The following is a 17,569-nucleotide window of genomic DNA, read 5'->3' as shown; positions in this document are numbered from 1 at the left end:
TTTTCAATTAAGTTGTAATATAATCAATATTATTGGGTAGAATATAATGACGGTTAATTATATTCTACCTGTTAATTACACCTTAAATAGGTATTTTGATTATGAATAAATTTATTCCGGTGAGCCAATCATAATGCCAATGTTAATTATGTTAAGTTTATATTTTGGGTTACTTATTTGCGTGTTATTATTTTTACATAAGACCAATCGAATCAAAATGAAAACCAGATCGAAGACAAAATATAAAGCCACTGAAAAAGGTTATAAAAAAAGCAATGTCAAATTCAGGTTTAAATCAAAATAATCCCACGCAAACTCAGTTATGGGATCAAGCATTAATTGAAAAATACAATTATTCCGGCCCACGTTATACCTCTTATCCAACGGCGCTCGAGTTTAATGAGAGTTTCAATGAGCAAGATTTTATCACCGCAGCGACACGCTATCATGATCGCCCATTATCGCTCTATATCCATATTCCGTTTTGCCATAAACTTTGTTATTTTTGCGGATGCAACAAGCTCATCACCCGGCAAACACACAAAGTTACCCAATATTTAGATGCGCTTGATGTAGAGATCGAAAGTCGTGCCCCGCTATTTAAAAACCGCACCGTATCACAAATGCACTGGGGAGGCGGCACCCCTACCTTTTTAACCAATGAGGAAATTGCACGACTTATGGCATCGCTTAAGCAGCATTTTCATTTTGCTGATGATGCCGAGCTATCGATTGAAATCGATCCACGTGAAATAACGCCCGATACAATCGACCATTTAGCTAATTTAGGCTTCAACCGATTAAGTATGGGAATTCAAGATTTTAATCATGAAATCCAAAATTTAATCAATCGTGAACAGGACGAAAACTTAATTCGTCAATTGATAAAACAAGCACGTAAAAACCATTTTGCTTCAATCAGTTTAGATTTGATTTATGGTTTACCCAAACAGACGGTTGCAAGTTTTACCGAAACGTTAAATAAAGTGATTGATATCTCACCGGACAGACTAAGCGTATTTAACTATGCTCATTTACCTTCACGCTTTGCTGCTCAACGTAAAATTAAAGACCATGATCTGCCGAATGCAAGCGAAAAACTGCAAATCTTACAAACCAGTATTGAAAAATTAACGCAATCAGGCTACCAATTTATTGGTATGGATCACTTTGCTAAACCGAGCGACGAACTCGCCATTGCCCAACAACAAAATAAACTCCACCGTAATTTTCAAGGCTATACCACACAAGGAGAAGCTGACTTATTAGGACTTGGGGTATCGGCGATTAGTATGCTTGGCGATAGTTATGCGCAAAATCAAAAAGATCTCAAGATTTATCAAAATCAGATTGCTACAAAAGGTAATGGTTTATGGAAAGGGTTTAATTTAAGCCTCGATGATAAGATCCGCCGTGATGTTATTAAGCAACTCATTTGCCATTTTTACTTAGATAAAACCACTATTGAGCAACAATATCAGATTGTATTTGATGACTATTTTGCTCAAGATCTCGCTTTGTTAAAACCGCTTGAAAGCGACGGCTTAGTCACCATTAGTCAACATGTTATTGAAGTGCAGCCAAAAGGTCATTTATTGATTCGCAATATCTGTATGTGCTTTGATACCTATATGCGCCGTATGGCACGTCAGCAACAGTTTTCAAGGGTGATTTAACGTTAGACAGAGTAATTTTAGATAGCCTTATCATTGCAACACAGCAGTAGGTAAAGCATGACAGCCCAAATTGTTATCTACTGAAGATTTCGGTTTTAGATTTGTTGCTGAATCTTTTCCCTACTTTCTCCAATTGCCTTTAGTGCTATTATCAATCGAGAAAATTGACCAATTGTTGCTTTGATTAAATTGACTTTCAATCAAAGCAACATACCTTCTTAGTGACTGGCTAAATAGACTTTAAATTTAGTTGTTTGTGCAATCAATTCAACACTTTTAAACGTTTCATCTAAAATGGCTTGATACGGTAAAAATGAGTTTGCCACAATACATAGATAGCCATTAAGTTTAAGATGTTTTTTAGCTTCTTTGATCAAGGTATTAACAGCGGTATAGCTGGTCTCCTTGCCGTCATGGAAAGGCGGATTAGAAATAATAAGATGATACTTATCCGTTAAATTGGAAAAGACATCACTGGCCACCACTGTTCCTTTAAGCTGATTTGCAGCTAACGTCGCATTGCTTGAAGCAAGCGCTGCACTACTGACATCAGATAACGTTAAATCAACGTCCGGATTGAGTTTGCCGATGACGGTTGATAAGATCCCCGATCCGCACCCAACATCCAATACTTGACCTTTGACAATATCTTGCCGGTCAAGCAGTGCATTTAGCAGTAATTCACTTCCGGCATCTAACCCTTTTTGGCTAAACACGCCCGGCAAACTTTTTACTTCAATATCATGATTATCAATGGTTAAATGATAAGTTAACCACCATTGGCTAAGCTCGAATGCTAACCGGCTTTCAGCTTGAAAATGGTACAAGCCACAGCGCCTTGCGCTATCAATTTTTTGGATTGTGCCAAAATCGGCCAACAGTGCTTCAACACTTTTTACACCTGTTCTGTTCTCACCGACGATAAAAATATCGCTGCCTTTAGGCATATTATGCAATAAATAAGAGAGCTGAAACTGGGCTTCACTTTTGGTTTTTGGCCAATAATAGATAAGTGTATCCATGCCAACATAAAACTCAGCTTCGGGCAGTAATGAGAAGCTGATCTGTGCACGATGACTATTTTTTAAACGCAAATAAGTATGAAACTGCGTGCAATGAATTTTGACCTGTTTAGCGGATAAAACAGTTGGGTAGCTATCTTGAATATCGCCAGCGATGATCACATTTTTATCGTTAAAAAATGTTTGATGTCGTTCAATAACCTGACTGGCGGGAGTGTAAGCAGATGTTGCCATATTACCTCAATGAAAAAACCTTTATAATTTTAGTGGATGATTATACAATTAAGCCCTCTTAATCTCTAACAAAAAAACCGTAATTGATAATGACTGAACAAGATTGGTATCTGCAACAATGCCAAATTACGCAGTACGTTTTGCGTAAACCAACTGTTTTTAAAGGCGAAATGGCAACACAGATTAGCAACCAAATCCGTTTAATTGTGGTTGCCGAACAAAAACCGATGCAGAAAATCTATTTTGATATTTTAAGAGCCATTAATCTTGACCAAGACCAAGTATTGGTGCTCACTCCTGCGCAGTTAATCGTATCGCCTGATGAAATCAAACAAGTGGTTTGGTTTATTGATACACAACCGGATGAGCGCTGGCAAAATCAGTTAATTATCACAACCACCAGTTTAGAGACACTTGCTAATGCACCACAACAAAAACGCCAACTATGGCATCAATTATGTCAATATGAAGACTATTTCCACCCTAACTGAAGCTGATTTAGACGAGGCGTTTGCTTTAGAAAAGCGTTGTCATGCTATTGCATGGTCACAACAGACGTTTTTTTCGAATCAAGGAGAGCGCTATTTAAATTTTAAAATCACTATCGATAATAAAATTGTTGGTTTTTGTATTTGCCAACAGGTGGCCGATGAAGCGAATTTATTTAATATTGCTGTTGATCCTGATTACAGAAATCAAGGATTTGCTAAAGCACTACTTAGCCACTTAATTGATCAGTTAATGGCAATAACGACCCCAATGCCAATTTCAACCCTTTGGTTGGAAGTCAGGCAATCAAATACCGTTGCCATTAATTTATATCATTCACTGGGCTTTAACCAAATAACTATCCGCAAAAATTATTATCCAACCACTGATGGTAAGCAAGAAGATGCCATAATCATGGCATATACATTAGCTCTATAAGGCGTTCAAGGAGGGTGTGATGAAAAAACAGCAGGCATTACTTTTTGTTAATGGTGAGCCGCCAGAGCATTACCCTATAGATCTTCAAAACTATCAATATATTGCTTGCACTGACGGCGCTTACCATAATTATCTGTCGCAAACAGCAATCATCCCCGATTTTATTATTGGTGATTTAGATAGTTTTGATGCTAAGAGCTCCGTGCCTTGCACAACCCAAATTATTCATACTCCCGATCAAAATAAGACTGATTTTGAAAAAGCGATCTTATTTCTTGCCGATAAAGGCATAACAACCTTTACGGTATACGGCGCTGCCGGGCGCAGCAGTGACCATTTTTTAGGTAATTTATCGGTGGCGCTGCAATATCATCAGCAATTTAATATCACTTTTTATGATAATAGTTGTCACTTCTTTTTTGCCAAATCCGGACAAACAATTCATAAAGTAAAAGATCGGATTATTTCCTTACTGCCATTTTGCCAAGCGACCGGCGTGAGTGTGACCGGTGTTGCCTATCCATTAATTAATCAAAATTTAACTTTTGGTGGGTTGGTGAGTGTACGCAATAAAGCCATTTCAGACGTAGTTGAAGTTGTTATTGAAACAGGTACGTTACTAATTTTTATTGAAAATTTTTACTTAAGCAATTGACAATAACATTTACACTACTTTACAATATACTTACAATATATATAATTTATTATCAATTAAGGGTTTTAAACCATGTGTCTGAAAAAATATTCTTTACTTATATGTGCAACGCTCGCTTCATATGCGGTGAGTGCTCAAGCAGATGAGCAACACGGTCACACAGATAAGATCATTGATACATTTCTTGCATGTGACAACCAGTTTTTTGAACAATTAGCGGATAATAAATCACTTTTCAATGAATATATTGATTTAACTACTGAAGAAAATGTCACCTTTATTCCGGTTAAATCTGTTGTTGAACCAGATAAATATACAGCAACGTTTAAGAAAGCTTTAAGCTATCGTGGTTTAACCATTACCGGCTATCAAAATATTTATATCCCAACAGCGTTATCAGGCCAATTTTATTATTGGGGCTTTATCTTTGATAATAGCGAAGATGAGATAAAAAAAGCATTAAGTGAAATAAAATGGAATGGCTATAATACCGATGTGTATATCGCCAATTCAAAAATTTACAATTCTAATACTAAAGTATGGCAGGACAACCCATATTCTATTGACGGCGTCATTCCTAAACAAGGAACTGTTGAAAAATCGCTTTATTTGGAACCATTTACCGATAATCAAAATCGAATAATGTGCTCTATTCAAGGTGATGTGAAAAAAAGTATCCTTTATGCAAGCCGCCCGGATATGAGACCAATTGATATAAAACTGGAAGGCGAACGTCGTGAAAAATCTGAAGCATTAAGAATTCAAAAGGAACGCCAAAAAGCCCCGGAAACACAAACTAATTCGACTCCCAAAAATAATATCCCTAAAGACGGAGACAACATTTAATGAAAACATTAAGTCTATTATTCATGCTGATTTCTTTTTCAGCAATAGCTCATGTTATGTCAGATGATGAAAACACCAATGAAAATCTCCAAGATAAAATCGAAGTAGAGAATCACGGCAAAGCGTTAACAGAAGAAATGGATAAAGGCAATTTGACAACAATAATCCATCGTTTCATTCCATTAACAAAATTGAATCAAGGTGAATCAGTCGGGCAATCGTATCTTGATCGAATGTCGATCAAATTACACAGTTATAATCCAAAAATACGGATGATTGACGAGTATATCAACTACTCGCCGGCGTTAGTGCAAGAAAACCATGAAACAGGCAAAAAATATTATAGTTCCATTAAAATCGAATATTTTCTTAACTGCGATAAAATGGAGTTAGCGAAAGGCAAAGCTGAGATGTACCAAGCTGAATATGGTCAAGGCGAATTGATTGAAAGTGTTAATCTCCTTAATCGTTGGATTTCGCCAAAACATGACAGCCATGAACATAAGATACTGCTTATTTCATGTTCATTACCAATCTAGCATTAATACCTTCACTTATTTTACGCTGACCGCCAGGGCGGTGGCAGAGCGTAGGCATTTATGTTAATATCGATACATTGATTATCTTGATAAAACAGTATTTGTATGAATATCCAGCAATTCCACGCTATTACTGAACAATTGTTTAATGAAATTGAACTCTTTTTAGATGATTATGCTGATAAATATGATGTCGATATTGATTATGAAACTAACGGCAATGTGATGACGATCAGTTTTCCAAATGGCAGTAAAATGATCATTAACACGCAAGAGCCGCTATTTCAAGTTTGGCTGGCAACAGCTCGTCAAGGCTATCATTTTGATTATGTCAATGAACAGTTTATCTGTAACCGTTCCGATCAAAGCTTTACAACTATTTTTAGCCAAGCGGTCACAGAGCAAGCAGAACAATAGAACTCAAAGCCAAAAAGGGAACAAATATGATCGATTTGTTCCCCTTTTTTTAATCGGTTTTACTTTCGTGTATTAGCTTATAATAAGGTTAGATTAGCCAGTTTAACTACCAACCATTTAATCCCTTCATTCACAAAAGCGATCTGTACCCGTCTGTGGTCACCTTCACCGTCAAGATTGACAATTGTGCCTTCACCAAAGCGGTTATGTTTGACTTTGCGCCCTAAAGTATAACCGTCGCTTTCACGGCTTTTTTCCCAATAAGATTTTTTACGCTCTTGATAAAATTGTTCATCTTTCGTTAACTCATGGCCAGCGCCAGAGCGATGGGTTAAGTTGCCTCGATAACTAATTTCATTGAGATTATCAACCGGCAATTCAGCAAGAAATCTTGACGGTAAATTACGCTCTTCGCGTCCATATAAACGTCTTAGTTCCGATAAAGTCAAGGTTAAGCACTTGCGCGCTCTGGTGATCCCAACATAAGCCAAACGCCGCTCTTCTTCCATTCTATCGGTTTCTTGCGAAGATTTCTGAGCCGGAAATAGCCCCTCTTCTAATCCGACAATAAAGACATTATCAAATTCCAAGCCTTTAGCGGCATGCAGTGTCATCAATTGCACACAATCTTGATCTTTTATTACATCCCGACTTTCAAGCGAAGTATAGGCTAAAAATGACTCTAACACGGTAAGGGTTTCACCAGTTTGGCTATCTTCAATCACAGCATTTTCATTAGTGCGATAAAACTGTTCAGCAGCTGAAACCAGCTCTTCGAGATTTTCTAATCTTGATTGCCCTTTAATGCCTGGCTCTTGTTCGTACATTTGCAGTACGCCGGATAATTTAAGTATCACATCAAGTTGCTGGTAAAACGGCAGGTTATCAACTTCATGATAAATGGAGTCAATCAGTTCCAAAAAGCGACTTATGCCTGAGCGTTGCCTTTCCGTTAATGCATTCATCTGTATCAACTTCAAACAGGCATTCCATAGCGAGATTTGATGTTGGTTAGCCGTCAGCCTGATCTTATCTAATGTAACTTGTCCTATCCCACGACTAGGCGTGTTGACGGTGGCTTCAAATGCCATGTCATTATTGTGATCGTGCAATAAACGTAGGTAAGCTAGCGCTAATTTCACCTCTTGCCTTTCATAAAAGCGGATAGATCCATAGATCTGATACGGCAAGCCATTTTGCAATAACGTGTCTTCAAAGATACGAGATTGAACATTATTGCGATATAAGATCGCACAGCTAGCGTATTTTTCCCCTTCTTCATGCCGCTTTTTGATTTGACCAATAACAAATCGTGCTTCGTCAATATCATTAAACCCAACATAAAGTGAAATTTTTTCACCGTCACCGCTATCAGTCCATAAATTTTTACCTAGCCGGTTTTGATTTTTAGCGATTAACTCATTTGCCGCCTGTAAGATAATGCCGGTTGATCGGTAATTTTGTTCAAGGCGAATAATCTCCGTATCCGGATAATCCCGGATAAACAGTTGTAAATTATCAGCATTGGCGCCTCGCCAACTGTAAATGGATTGATCATCATCGCCAACAATCATCACATTAGCGGTATCGCCCGCTAGTTTTTGCACAAACTGGTATTGAATTTGGTTAGTATCTTGAAACTCATCGATTAAAATATTCGAAAAACGCTGATGACAATAATTCAACACGTCTTTATCACGGCATAATAGCTCATATGCTCTTAAGATTAATTCAGAAAAATCGACATAACCGACACGATCACAAATCGCTTGATAATCACGATAAATCGTTTGCCACATCACTTGTTTTGGGTCTTCCGGGGCAATGTCATTGGCTCTAAGCCCTTTCTCTTTTTGCGAGGAGATAAAACCAGCACACTCTTTAGGTGACCACTGCTTTTCATCAATTTTTAATTCACGAAAGATGCGTTTAATTAACCGAATCTGATCTTCGGAATCAATCAGTTGAAAGTTAGAAGGTAGATGCGCTTGTTTAGCAAACATGCGTAATAAACGGTGTGTTAAACCATGAAAGGTACCCACCCACATACCGTTGAAATAACCTTCACCCACTATAGCTTGTATCCGCTCTTGCATTTCAGCAGCAGCTTTATTGGTAAAAGTTACAGCAAAAATGGAGTTAGGCGAATAGTGTTTTTCAATACAAAGCCAGGCAATGCGGTGGACTAAAACACGTGTTTTACCACTGCCCGCACCGGCAAGCACAATGGTGTATTGGTTGTCGGTTGTGACGGCATTTTGTTGTTCAGTATTGAGGTCATCTAATAATGATGTTTTTATTTCCACTATATCTTAACCTATTGCCCTATTAGCAAGCGCTAATTAGCCTTAATTTAATAAAAACGATGAATATATATATTTTTAATTCTGAATGTTTTGTTGAATCTAATCAAAAGGGATCTTAAGATAGGTTTCTGGTTAACAATAACGTCATAATACTGTTAACTTCACTGTCTATTTATACAGATACCGATTAGATTATAACAGATTATCTAATTCTGGCAATTGTGTTATTTCAATATGCGGCAAACATCTGGCATCGGCGAGGTGATAAATATCTTTAGCAAAAATATTTATCCAACAGGCTAAAAATCCACTATTGATTGCGCCATTGACATCGGTTGATAAATTATCGCCAACATGTAAAATTTGTTCAGCTGGCAGTGCTAGTTTTTGCGCTGCTAACTCAAATATTTCCGGAAAGGGTTTTGATCGCCCGTCGGCACCGCCTCGTAATGAGAACTGAAAATAATCATTTAAACCAATTTTGTCAATTTCAACATTACCATTGGTGATGACAGCTAAAGGATATTTTGTTGCCAATTGAGTTAATAATTGATGCGTTGCGTTGGGGACATGCATTTTGTGACGCCAAAAAGTAAAACACGCCATTGCTTCATCCGTTATTGCCGGGATTTGCACCGGGCTTACTTTAGCTTTAGTTAAAACAGAGCTAATGGTTTTAATTCGCCAAACAATGACATCATGGTAAATTTCCGGATCAAGCGCTAACATCGCTTTTTTTTCGGCATGAAAATCCGCTAAGGTTAAATGTTGTAAGGCATCATATTTTTGTAAAACCTTAATCATCTGCGCTTCGGCATTTTCAACAATCAAACTATTGTCATATAAGGTATCGTCAAGATCAAAAGTGATGGCTTTGATGCAATGGATTGAACGATAAAAATGCATTATTTTTTTCCTCTTTTGGCTCTTGGGTGTGCGGCATCATAAACTTCAGACAGATGTGAAAAATCCAAATGCGTATAGACTTGCGTTGTTGATAAGTCCGAATGCCCAAGTAGCTCTTGCACTGCTCGCAAATCACCGCTTGATTCTAACATATGAGTAGCAAATGAGTGGCGTAATTTATGTGGGTGAACATGTGCGCTTAAACCTTGTTTCACGCCCCATTGAGCAAATCGTTTTTCCACGTTGCGGGCTGAAATTCTTTTACCTAATTTGGAAATAAACAGCGCATCATCTTGTGGCGCTAAAAAATCCCGCATTGATAGCCAATGTTTAATCCATTTAATCGATTCTCGCCCTAACGGTAATTTGCGCTCTTTATTACCTTTCCCCATTACCCGTACTTCACCGTCTTGCAAATTCAGCTCCCGACAATTAAGGTTGACTAATTCAGACAGTCGCAAGCCGGAACCGTACATCACTTCAAGCATGGCTCTATCACGCACTGAGAGCGGGTCGTTATATTCAATATTAAGCAGTTGATTGATTTCATCGATATCGATATTTTTAGGCAGATGTTGCCCTAATTTAGGATTTAAAACACTTCGAGCAGGGTTGGCGCTAACCAGATCACACTTAATCATCCAATCATAAAAGCTACGCAAGGCGGATAAGCGTAATGACAGACTTCTTGCCTGCAATCCAGCCCGTTTACTCTGACTGATTAATAATCTGACGGCTGATGAATCGAGATCTTGCCAGCAGGGTATCTCGCTATCTTTTAATAAGCCGATAAGTGCATAAAGTTGGCGTCGATAATTAATTTGGGTATTTAAACTAAGCTGTTTTTCAGATTTTAAATAATCTAGAAATTGTTCAACCGGCTGAGTTAATAATGGTAAATCATTTTGTGCAGATTGATCCATTACGATTCCTTACTTTTTACGCATTACCCATCTTTCAATTAAAATGGGTAATATTTCGCAGATTTTTTCTAAAAGTAATGTGCCTTGTCCTGCTTGATAATGCTGTGAATCCGGGCTGGTAAAGATTAAAAGACCTAAATCACCAAATTTACCAAATAATGATAACGCCACCGATCCAATATAACCATGTGTTGGAAATAGAAAATCGACTTCTGTTGAATTTAACCTGCCTAAATAATATTGGCTATATTGTAGATGCCTAACACGGATAAAATCAAACTGTGAAGCGTTTAAAGCGAGGTTGTGATAGTTTGACGGCGCATTTAGTAACCATTTGTCATCAAACAGATATAAATAAGCGCCGCTAAGTCCTAGCGCTTTTGCCCAGCTATTGAGTGAGAGGATAAGTTCATCTAAGCTATTGGCTTTGATTAATTGAAGCTGTAAGTACAGCATATCACTAAATAGTCGTTCATTAGCGATAGCGTGCTCCATTAATAATGTGATTTCAGATTCCAACTGGCTGATTTTATTACGCTGCCTTGCCATATGCCATTCAGGTAAGGAAATAATCCCCCGCACCGGATGCGGTACCCGCATCTGTTCAATACGTGCCGCATTACGGATAAAAAAATCCGGATTATCGATAATATATTGACTGACAATTTCATCATTTAATTCAATCGCTGAATTTTGATGCTCAGCGCATTTTGCGCTCTCTATCTGGGTATCTTTAGCAACCATAATCAACTTCTATTGTTTTATCATTAGTAAGATTTATTTTCGTTATGCGATAAACGCCAGTTTTCGTACCAAAATATGGCTAAATTTGATTATCACAAAATCGACTATACTGCTATAAATCCGTCATAAACGTGTGTCGCCGGACCTGTCATAAATAGCGGGTGATCATCGCCTTTCCATTCAATCAGTAATTTACCGCCCGGCAAATTCACATTGACACTTTGATTTAATAAGCCTTGATTAATCCCGACAGCAACGGCTGCACAAGCGCCTGTCCCACAAGCTTGAGTTTCGCCAACGCCACGTTCAAAGACCCGCAAATTGATATTATTGCGATCGATAATGTGCATAAAGCCAATATTAGCCCGCTCCGGAAAGCGTTCATGCTGTTCTAATAATGGCCCTATGGTTGCCACAGCGGCAGTGACAATGTTATCCACTTGTACAACGCAGTGTGGATTACCCATTGAGGCAACACCACATAAAATAGTCTGCTCTTGCGCCCGAATGATATAAGTCTTCTCTTCTTTATTGGCTTTAAAAGGAATTTTATTCGGTTCAAATATTGGTGTGCCCATATTGACCCGCACGGTTTCATCATCGTTGACGGTTAATACGATGTTGCCTTTCATTGTGCTAACTTTTAAGACTCGTTTTTTGGTTAAGCCTTTTAATCGAACAAAACGGGCAAAACAGCGTGCACCATTTCCACACTGTTCCACTTCGCTACCATCCGAATTAAAGATTCGATAATGAAAATCACTTTCTGGCGAGTAAGGTGGCTCAACAATGAGTAATTGATCAAATCCAACGCCGGTATATCTATCGGCCATACGTTTAATCATTTCAGCAGAAAGATGAACATTTTGCGTCACCGCATCAATAACCATAAAATCATTACCGAGTCCATGCATCTTTGAAAAGTTCATCTTTGTCTACCTTCTGTATTAACACACTGTTTTTTTTTAGTTTATTATAATTAATGGCTATCACCTATTTTGTTTAGCCACAAACTGTCAATTGTTTGCTAAGTCAATCTACCATTGAAACAATAATTAAACCTGTTCACCACGCCATAAATCAGCAAACGTTTCACGTTCACGAATGATTTTATGTTGATCATCAATCAACATCACTTCGGCGGGGCGTGGATGACTGTTATAGTTTGATGCCATACTAAATCCATAAGCGCCGGCACTGCATATCACTAACAGATCATCTTGTTTAACGCTAAGCTCACGTTGATAAGCTAAAACATCACTCGATTCACAAATGGGTCCAACGACATTATAAAGATAGCTTTGATCGCAAGATTGTGGCGCTTTTGCCGGTAATACTTTCATCCAAGCTTGATAAAGCGCTGGTCTGATTAAATCATTCATACCCGCATCAACAATAGCAAAATGCTGATCATCTTGATGTTTAGTATATTCAACTTTAGTAATCAATATGCCACTATTAGCAACAATAGATCGCCCCGGTTCAAAGAGAATTTCCAGTTCAGGATAAGGGGCTAATTTTTGTTTTAATGCGGTAATAAGGGCTGATATTGAAGGGGGCTTTTCGTTATCATAACACACGCCCAGGCCGCCACCTAAATCGATATGTTCAAGGGTGATGTTATGCGCTTTGAGCTTATCAACTAACGCTAAAATCCGATCAGCAGCATCAACAAAGGGTGATAGTTCTGTCAATTGCGAGCCGATATGGCAATCAACACCGACTATTTTAATGTGAGGTAATAATTGCGCTTTTTGATAAGTTTCTAAGGCTAATTGATAGCTGATTCCAAATTTATTTTCCCGTAATCCGGTTGAAATGTAAGGGTGGGTTTTTGCATCAACATCGGGGTTAACTCGTAACGAAATGGCGGCAATTTTACCTAACTGTTCGGCTATTTCGTTAATGCGGTATAGTTCCGCTTCGGATTCAACATTAAAGCATTTAATACCAACTTCTAAAGCCCGTTTGATTTCAGCAACAGATTTTGCTACACCGGAAAAGACAATTTTTTTCGGATCGGCTCCGGCCTTTAAAACACGTTCCAGCTCGCCTTGTGAAACAATGTCAAATCCAGCACCTAATTTAGCTAATAAGCTTAATACCGATAGATTGCTATTTGCTTTTATCGCATAACAAATTAAGTGCTTACATTCTGATAGTGGCGCTTGATAAGCCTTAAACTGCTCAACTATATCATCTGCCGAATAAACATATAATGGCGTCCCATAGTGCTCAGCCAGATCTGTTATAGCAATGTTTTGAGCCAATAATTGGCCATTGCGATAATGTAGAAAATCCATATTTGCTTCCTGTTAAACTATTTTAATAACATAAAAGAAATGCTCGATTGATAAGAGTTATTGGTAGGATGATAAAGAGGCCCTTTTAACCCACAGCCAACTAAAGTCAATACGACTAAACATAGAGAAAATAATTTTATTGTAGATTGCATAGATTATTCACAATTTATTCAATTTGATAATTGTTATCTATATTACACGATAGCCCTATTCGTGCAAAGAATAAATCTCGATAACTTAACTTATTATCAAGGTTTTTGGCAGAAATTGGTAAATTGGTAGGCATTGGTTATAGGCTAATATAGGTTAATATTTGAGCGATAAATTGTGCGGGGATTAACGGTGGAGTGGTTTTTATATGGAAACGTGGGTGTTTTCTGAAAGTTCTGGTCAAAGATTTGTGTTTTTTGCTTAAACACCTATATTTTCTGAAAGTTTTTGACAAGGTTTTTATTCCGTTAAAAGTTGCGGGTTTTTGGTTTGTAGGTTTCGGACGCTGTGAATTTGTCGATTTTTTCATTTCGGTGTCTGCGTCCGAATAGGGGGATTTTTTGCGAAATTCCCCTATACCCCCTCGCAGCACCGCCCAAAGCGGTCTTCGACTGCCCTCCGCCTTCGTTCGGTCTTAACGCACCGGCGCTGATTTGTTCCTGACAAAGCAGCGCCTCGCCAAACATCCTTGTTTGGCGTGCTAACCTCGCTCAGTTGTCGGCACTTTGTGAAGGTGCGGTCTGGTGCACTTGTTTACTTTTGGGAAAAGTAGAGGTATGGGTTTTGGGATATTTTAGAAATATCTAAAACTTTTTATACTAAAACGTAGGTGTTTTCTGAAAGTTCTTGTCATTTTTTGTGTTTTTGCTTAAACACCTATATTTTCTGAAACTTTTTGACAAGGTTTTTTATTTTCTTTGACAGTTGCAGGTTTTTGGTTTGTAGAGGTTTCGGACGCTGTTAATTGGTTGATATTTTCAGTTCAGTGCCTGCGTCCGAATAGGGGGATTTTTTGCGAAATCCCCCTATACCCCCTCGCAGCACCACCCAAAGCGGTCTTCGACTGCCCTCCGCCTTCGTTCGGTCTTAACGCACCGGCGCTGATTTGTTCCGGACAAAGCAGCGCCTCGCCAAACATCATTGTTTGGCGTGCTAACCTCGCTCAGTTGTCGGCGCTTTGTGAAGGTGCGGTCTGGTGCACTTGTTTGCTTTTGTGAAAGGCAACGGTATGAGTTTTTGGGATATTTTTAAAAATATCTTAAGATTTTGTTTTTATACTAAAACATGGGTGTTTTCTGAAAGTTCTTGTTAATGGGTTGTGTTTTTTGCTTAAACACCTATATTTTCTGAAAGTTTTTGACAAGGTTTTTATTTCGTTAAAAGTTGCGGGTTTTTGGTTTGTAGGTTTCGGACGCTGTTAATTGGTTGATATTTTCAGTTCTGTGCCTGCGTCCGAATAGGGGGATTTTATGCGAAATCCCCCTATACCCCCTCGCAGCACCGCCCAAAACGGTCTTCGACTGCCCTCCGCCTTCGTTCGGTCTTAACGCACCGGCGCTGATTTGTTCCGGACAAAGCAGCGCCTCGCCAAACATCCTTGTTTGGCGTGCTAACCTCGCTCAGTTGTCGGCGCTTTGTGAAGGTGCGGTCAGGTGCACTTGTTTGCTTTTGTGAAAGGCAACGGTATGAGTTTTTGGAATATTTTTAAAAATATCTTAAAATTTTGTTTTTATACTAAAACATGGGTGTTTTCTGAAAGTTCTTGTTAATGGGTTGTGTTTTTTGCTTAAACACCTATATTTTCTGAAAGTTTTTGACAAGGATTGTTGGCGTTTTTGTATGTATTAATATTGGTTTTTAAAAATTTTTAAAATATCCTTTTTATACTAAAACATAGGTATTTTCTGAAAGTTCTTGGCATAGGTTTATCGTTTTATACTGAAACGCATATAGTTTCTGAAACTTTTTGACAGGTTTTGGCGGTTTTTAGGCATTGATGTATTTTTGCCGTTCGGGGAGCCAGCAGTCGATGAGTGCTTTGGCTTGTTGTGGGTGGTGTTGTTGGATGTTTTGGGCATAGTTTTGTATTTGGCTTATTAGATGCTGATCACGCATTAAATCGACGACTTTAAAATTTGCCACGCCCATTTGTCTTGTTCCTAATATTTCGCCACTGCCTCGAATTTCTAGATCTTTTTGAGCGATGACAAAACCATCGTTACTTTGTCGCATGACTTCCATGCGTTCTCGTGCCACTTTACTCAGTGGTGCTTGGTACATTAGTATGCAATGTGATACGGCGCTTCCCCGCCCTACCCGGCCTCGTAACTGGTGTAATTGTGCTAAGCCTAAGCGTTCGGCGTTTTCAATAATCATCAAGCTTGCATTAGGGACATCAACGCCAACTTCAATGACGGTTGTTGCTACCAGCAGTTGAATTTGTCCTTCTTTGAATTTTTGCATTACGGATTGTTTTTCATCCGATTTCATTTTGCCATGTACTAGTGCTATGGATAGATGCGGTAATTTTTGTTGTAACTCTTCAAGGAGTTGTTCCGCCGCTTGAGCATCGAGCGTTTCGGACTCTTCAACTAATGTGCACACCCAATAAACTTGACGATTTTCAAGGCATGCTTGGCTCACTTTTTCGATAATTTCATCACGGCGAGAATTTGGTATCACCACTGTTGTTACCGGCGTTCTACCGGGTGGTAATTGGTCAATGATTGATACATCTAAGTCAGCATATATGGTCATTGCCAGTGTGCGTGGTATCGGGGTTGCGGTCATGATTAGTTGATGCGGGTGGATGGCTTGTTTGATCCCTTTTTGCCAAAGCGTTAAACGCTGATTAACACCAAATCGGTGCTGTTCATCAATGATGACTAATCCCAATTTAGCAAACTCGACTTTATCGATAAATACGGCGTGGGTGCCGATTAATAAAGTGATCTCACCACTTTTGATACCTTCATAACGTTGCTTTTTATTTTTGGCGGTTAATCGTCCGGATAACCAATCAACGTTGATGCCCAGTGGCGTAAACCATTGTTTGAAATTATGATAATGTTGTTCGGCAAGGATTTCTGTTGGCGCCATTAACACCACTTGTTGGCCATTTTCAATCGCATTTAACGCCGCTAAGGCAGCAACTAAGGTTTTACCCGATCCCACATCGCCTTGAATTAACCGCATCATGGGTACCGGTTTGGCCATATCTTGATAAATATCATGCACTACTCGTTGTTGGGCTTGAGTTGGGCTAAACGGTAGTGAGGCTAAAAATGGGTTAATTAACTGCCGAGTAATATGCATCGGATAAGCTTGCTGTTTTTGATTATCGGTCTTTAACAGCAACATGCTTAAATGGTAGCTGAGCAGCTCTTCAAATATAAATCGCTTGATAGCGGGATGTTCGCCGTTGGTAAGTTGGTTGATATCGGTATCAATAGGCGGATTATGAATGATATTTAACGACTCAAGTGCCGGTAAAAATTGGCTTGCTAACGGTTGCGGTAATACCTCTTGAGGTGGATTACGCTTTAATAGCAATAGTGCGGCTTGAATCAGTTTGCGAATAACATTTTGGGTTAAGCCGTGCGTTGTTGGGTAGATCGGCGTGTACCTTTCTTGAGTTGCGTCAGCGTGTACCGATTGACTATCACGGTTTGAGTGCACTTTATATTGCGGATGAATAATTTCCCGATAGGTTTTACCACTTTTAATCTCACCGTAAGCACTCACCCAGCTTCCCACCGCTAAGGAGGCTTTTATGCCGGCATTAAAGTGCATAAATCTTAAAACCGCCATGCCCGTTTCATCTTGAATATAGCACAGCAACATCTGTTTGCGTCGAAAGACAACTTCAGTTTTGATGATGCGACCTTCAATAGTGGTATGCTCACCAATAGCCGCTTGATTAATGGCACAAGTGGAGGAGCGATCTTCATAGCGCATCGGAAAATGCAGTAATAGATCTTGAACGGTATCAATCCCTAATGCATGAAATCTTTTTTCTAAGTTATTGCCTATCCCGCTTAATTGAATTAACGGGACACGGCTAAAAAAACGATCGTTCAT

Annotated in this window: 19 protein-coding genes; 7 read left to right on the top strand and 12 right to left on the bottom strand. The window is 38.8% G+C overall.

Annotated features, from left to right (window positions below; genetic code table 11):
* Positions 1-275: 275 nt before the first annotated feature.
* The gene (gene hemN, locus J3U74_RS02535; protein WP_267329148.1) at positions 276-1,676 is read left to right on the top strand and encodes an oxygen-independent coproporphyrinogen III oxidase; all 1,401 of its coding nucleotides are present in this window, start codon (positions 276-278) and stop codon (positions 1,674-1,676) included.
* 218 nt (positions 1,677-1,894) lie between these two features.
* Here hemN and rsmC read toward each other — a convergent pair whose 3' ends face one another.
* On the bottom strand, positions 1,895-2,932 hold the full coding sequence (gene rsmC, locus J3U74_RS02530; protein ID WP_220217692.1) for a 16S rRNA (guanine(1207)-N(2))-methyltransferase RsmC: 1,038 nt from the start codon (positions 2,930-2,932) through the stop codon (positions 1,895-1,897).
* Between the two features lie 89 nt (positions 2,933-3,021).
* On the opposite strand from rsmC, the gene J3U74_RS02525 reads away from it, so the two are divergent.
* From J3U74_RS02525 to cyaY, 6 genes are all read left to right on the top strand, one after another.
* Positions 3,022-3,423 (top strand): DNA polymerase III subunit psi, encoded by a 402-nt coding sequence (locus J3U74_RS02525; protein WP_267329149.1) that lies wholly within the window; start codon positions 3,022-3,024, stop codon positions 3,421-3,423.
* Positions 3,398-3,859, top strand: coding sequence for a ribosomal protein S18-alanine N-acetyltransferase (gene rimI, locus J3U74_RS02520; protein ID WP_267329150.1), 462 nt, complete (start codon positions 3,398-3,400; stop codon positions 3,857-3,859). The genes J3U74_RS02525 and rimI overlap by 26 nt, the downstream gene beginning before the upstream one ends.
* Positions 3,860-3,878: 19 nt before the next feature.
* Positions 3,879-4,514: a thiamine diphosphokinase gene (locus tag J3U74_RS02515; RefSeq protein ID WP_267329151.1), complete on the top strand. Its 636-nt coding sequence runs from the start codon at positions 3,879-3,881 to the stop codon at positions 4,512-4,514.
* Between the two features lie 72 nt (positions 4,515-4,586).
* Complete coding sequence (locus tag J3U74_RS02510) at positions 4,587-5,360, top strand: hypothetical protein (protein ID WP_267329152.1); 774 nt, start codon at positions 4,587-4,589, stop codon at positions 5,358-5,360.
* The gene (locus tag J3U74_RS02505) at positions 5,360-5,899 is read left to right on the top strand and encodes a surface-adhesin E family protein (RefSeq protein WP_267329153.1); all 540 of its coding nucleotides are present in this window, start codon (positions 5,360-5,362) and stop codon (positions 5,897-5,899) included. Before J3U74_RS02510 ends, J3U74_RS02505 begins: the two co-directional genes overlap by 1 nt.
* A 105-nt stretch (positions 5,900-6,004) precedes the next feature.
* Positions 6,005-6,316, top strand: coding sequence for an iron donor protein CyaY (gene cyaY / locus J3U74_RS02500; RefSeq protein WP_267329154.1), 312 nt, complete (start codon positions 6,005-6,007; stop codon positions 6,314-6,316).
* A 77-nt stretch (positions 6,317-6,393) separates the two neighbouring features.
* On the opposite strand, the gene uvrD is transcribed toward cyaY, so the two are convergent.
* The 11 genes from uvrD to recG all read right to left on the bottom strand — a co-directional run bounded on the left by uvrD (position 6,394) and on the right by recG (position 17,569).
* Positions 6,394-8,616 carry a DNA helicase II gene (gene uvrD, locus J3U74_RS02495; RefSeq protein ID WP_370634062.1) on the bottom strand — a complete coding sequence of 741 codons (2,223 nt, stop codon included), beginning with the start codon at positions 8,614-8,616 and terminating at the stop codon, positions 6,394-6,396.
* A 198-nt stretch (positions 8,617-8,814) separates the two neighbouring features.
* Positions 8,815-9,528, bottom strand: coding sequence for a 5-amino-6-(5-phospho-D-ribitylamino)uracil phosphatase YigB (gene yigB, locus J3U74_RS02490; protein WP_267329155.1), 714 nt, complete (start codon positions 9,526-9,528; stop codon positions 8,815-8,817).
* Positions 9,528-10,451: a tyrosine recombinase XerC gene (xerC, locus tag J3U74_RS02485; RefSeq protein WP_267329156.1), complete on the bottom strand. Its 924-nt coding sequence runs from the start codon at positions 10,449-10,451 to the stop codon at positions 9,528-9,530. The genes yigB and xerC overlap by 1 nt, the downstream gene beginning before the upstream one ends.
* A 9-nt stretch (positions 10,452-10,460) precedes the next feature.
* Positions 10,461-11,195 carry a DUF484 family protein gene (locus J3U74_RS02480; protein WP_220217702.1) on the bottom strand — a complete coding sequence of 245 codons (735 nt, stop codon included), beginning with the start codon at positions 11,193-11,195 and terminating at the stop codon, positions 10,461-10,463.
* Positions 11,196-11,299: 104 nt separating this feature from the next.
* Positions 11,300-12,124 carry a diaminopimelate epimerase gene (dapF, locus tag J3U74_RS02475; RefSeq protein WP_220217703.1) on the bottom strand — a complete coding sequence of 275 codons (825 nt, stop codon included), beginning with the start codon at positions 12,122-12,124 and terminating at the stop codon, positions 11,300-11,302.
* A 126-nt stretch (positions 12,125-12,250) separates the two neighbouring features.
* The gene (lysA, locus tag J3U74_RS02470; RefSeq protein WP_267329157.1) at positions 12,251-13,498 is read right to left on the bottom strand and encodes a diaminopimelate decarboxylase; all 1,248 of its coding nucleotides are present in this window, start codon (positions 13,496-13,498) and stop codon (positions 12,251-12,253) included.
* A gap of 17 nt (positions 13,499-13,515) precedes the next feature.
* Positions 13,516-13,650, bottom strand: coding sequence for an LPS translocon maturation chaperone LptM (lptM, locus tag J3U74_RS12495; protein ID WP_220217705.1), 135 nt, complete (start codon positions 13,648-13,650; stop codon positions 13,516-13,518).
* A gap of 306 nt (positions 13,651-13,956) precedes the next feature.
* The gene (locus J3U74_RS02465; RefSeq protein WP_267346897.1) at positions 13,957-14,175 is read right to left on the bottom strand and encodes a hypothetical protein; all 219 of its coding nucleotides are present in this window, start codon (positions 14,173-14,175) and stop codon (positions 13,957-13,959) included.
* 296 nt (positions 14,176-14,471) lie between these two features.
* Positions 14,472-14,627, bottom strand: a complete 156-nt coding sequence (locus J3U74_RS02460) for a hypothetical protein (protein ID WP_267373152.1) — start codon at positions 14,625-14,627, stop codon at positions 14,472-14,474.
* Between the two features lie 238 nt (positions 14,628-14,865).
* On the bottom strand, positions 14,866-15,084 hold the full coding sequence (locus J3U74_RS02455; protein WP_267346894.1) for a hypothetical protein: 219 nt from the start codon (positions 15,082-15,084) through the stop codon (positions 14,866-14,868).
* A gap of 391 nt (positions 15,085-15,475) precedes the next feature.
* Positions 15,476-17,569 (bottom strand): ATP-dependent DNA helicase RecG, encoded by a 2,094-nt coding sequence (gene recG, locus J3U74_RS02450; protein WP_267337931.1) that lies wholly within the window; start codon positions 17,567-17,569, stop codon positions 15,476-15,478.

The sequence above is a fragment of the Gilliamella sp. B3892 genome (genome assembly GCF_026536305.1).
In the GTDB taxonomy this organism is placed as follows: domain Bacteria; phylum Pseudomonadota; class Gammaproteobacteria; order Enterobacterales; family Orbaceae; genus Gilliamella.
This window is presented reverse-complemented; position numbering and strand designations above follow the sequence as displayed.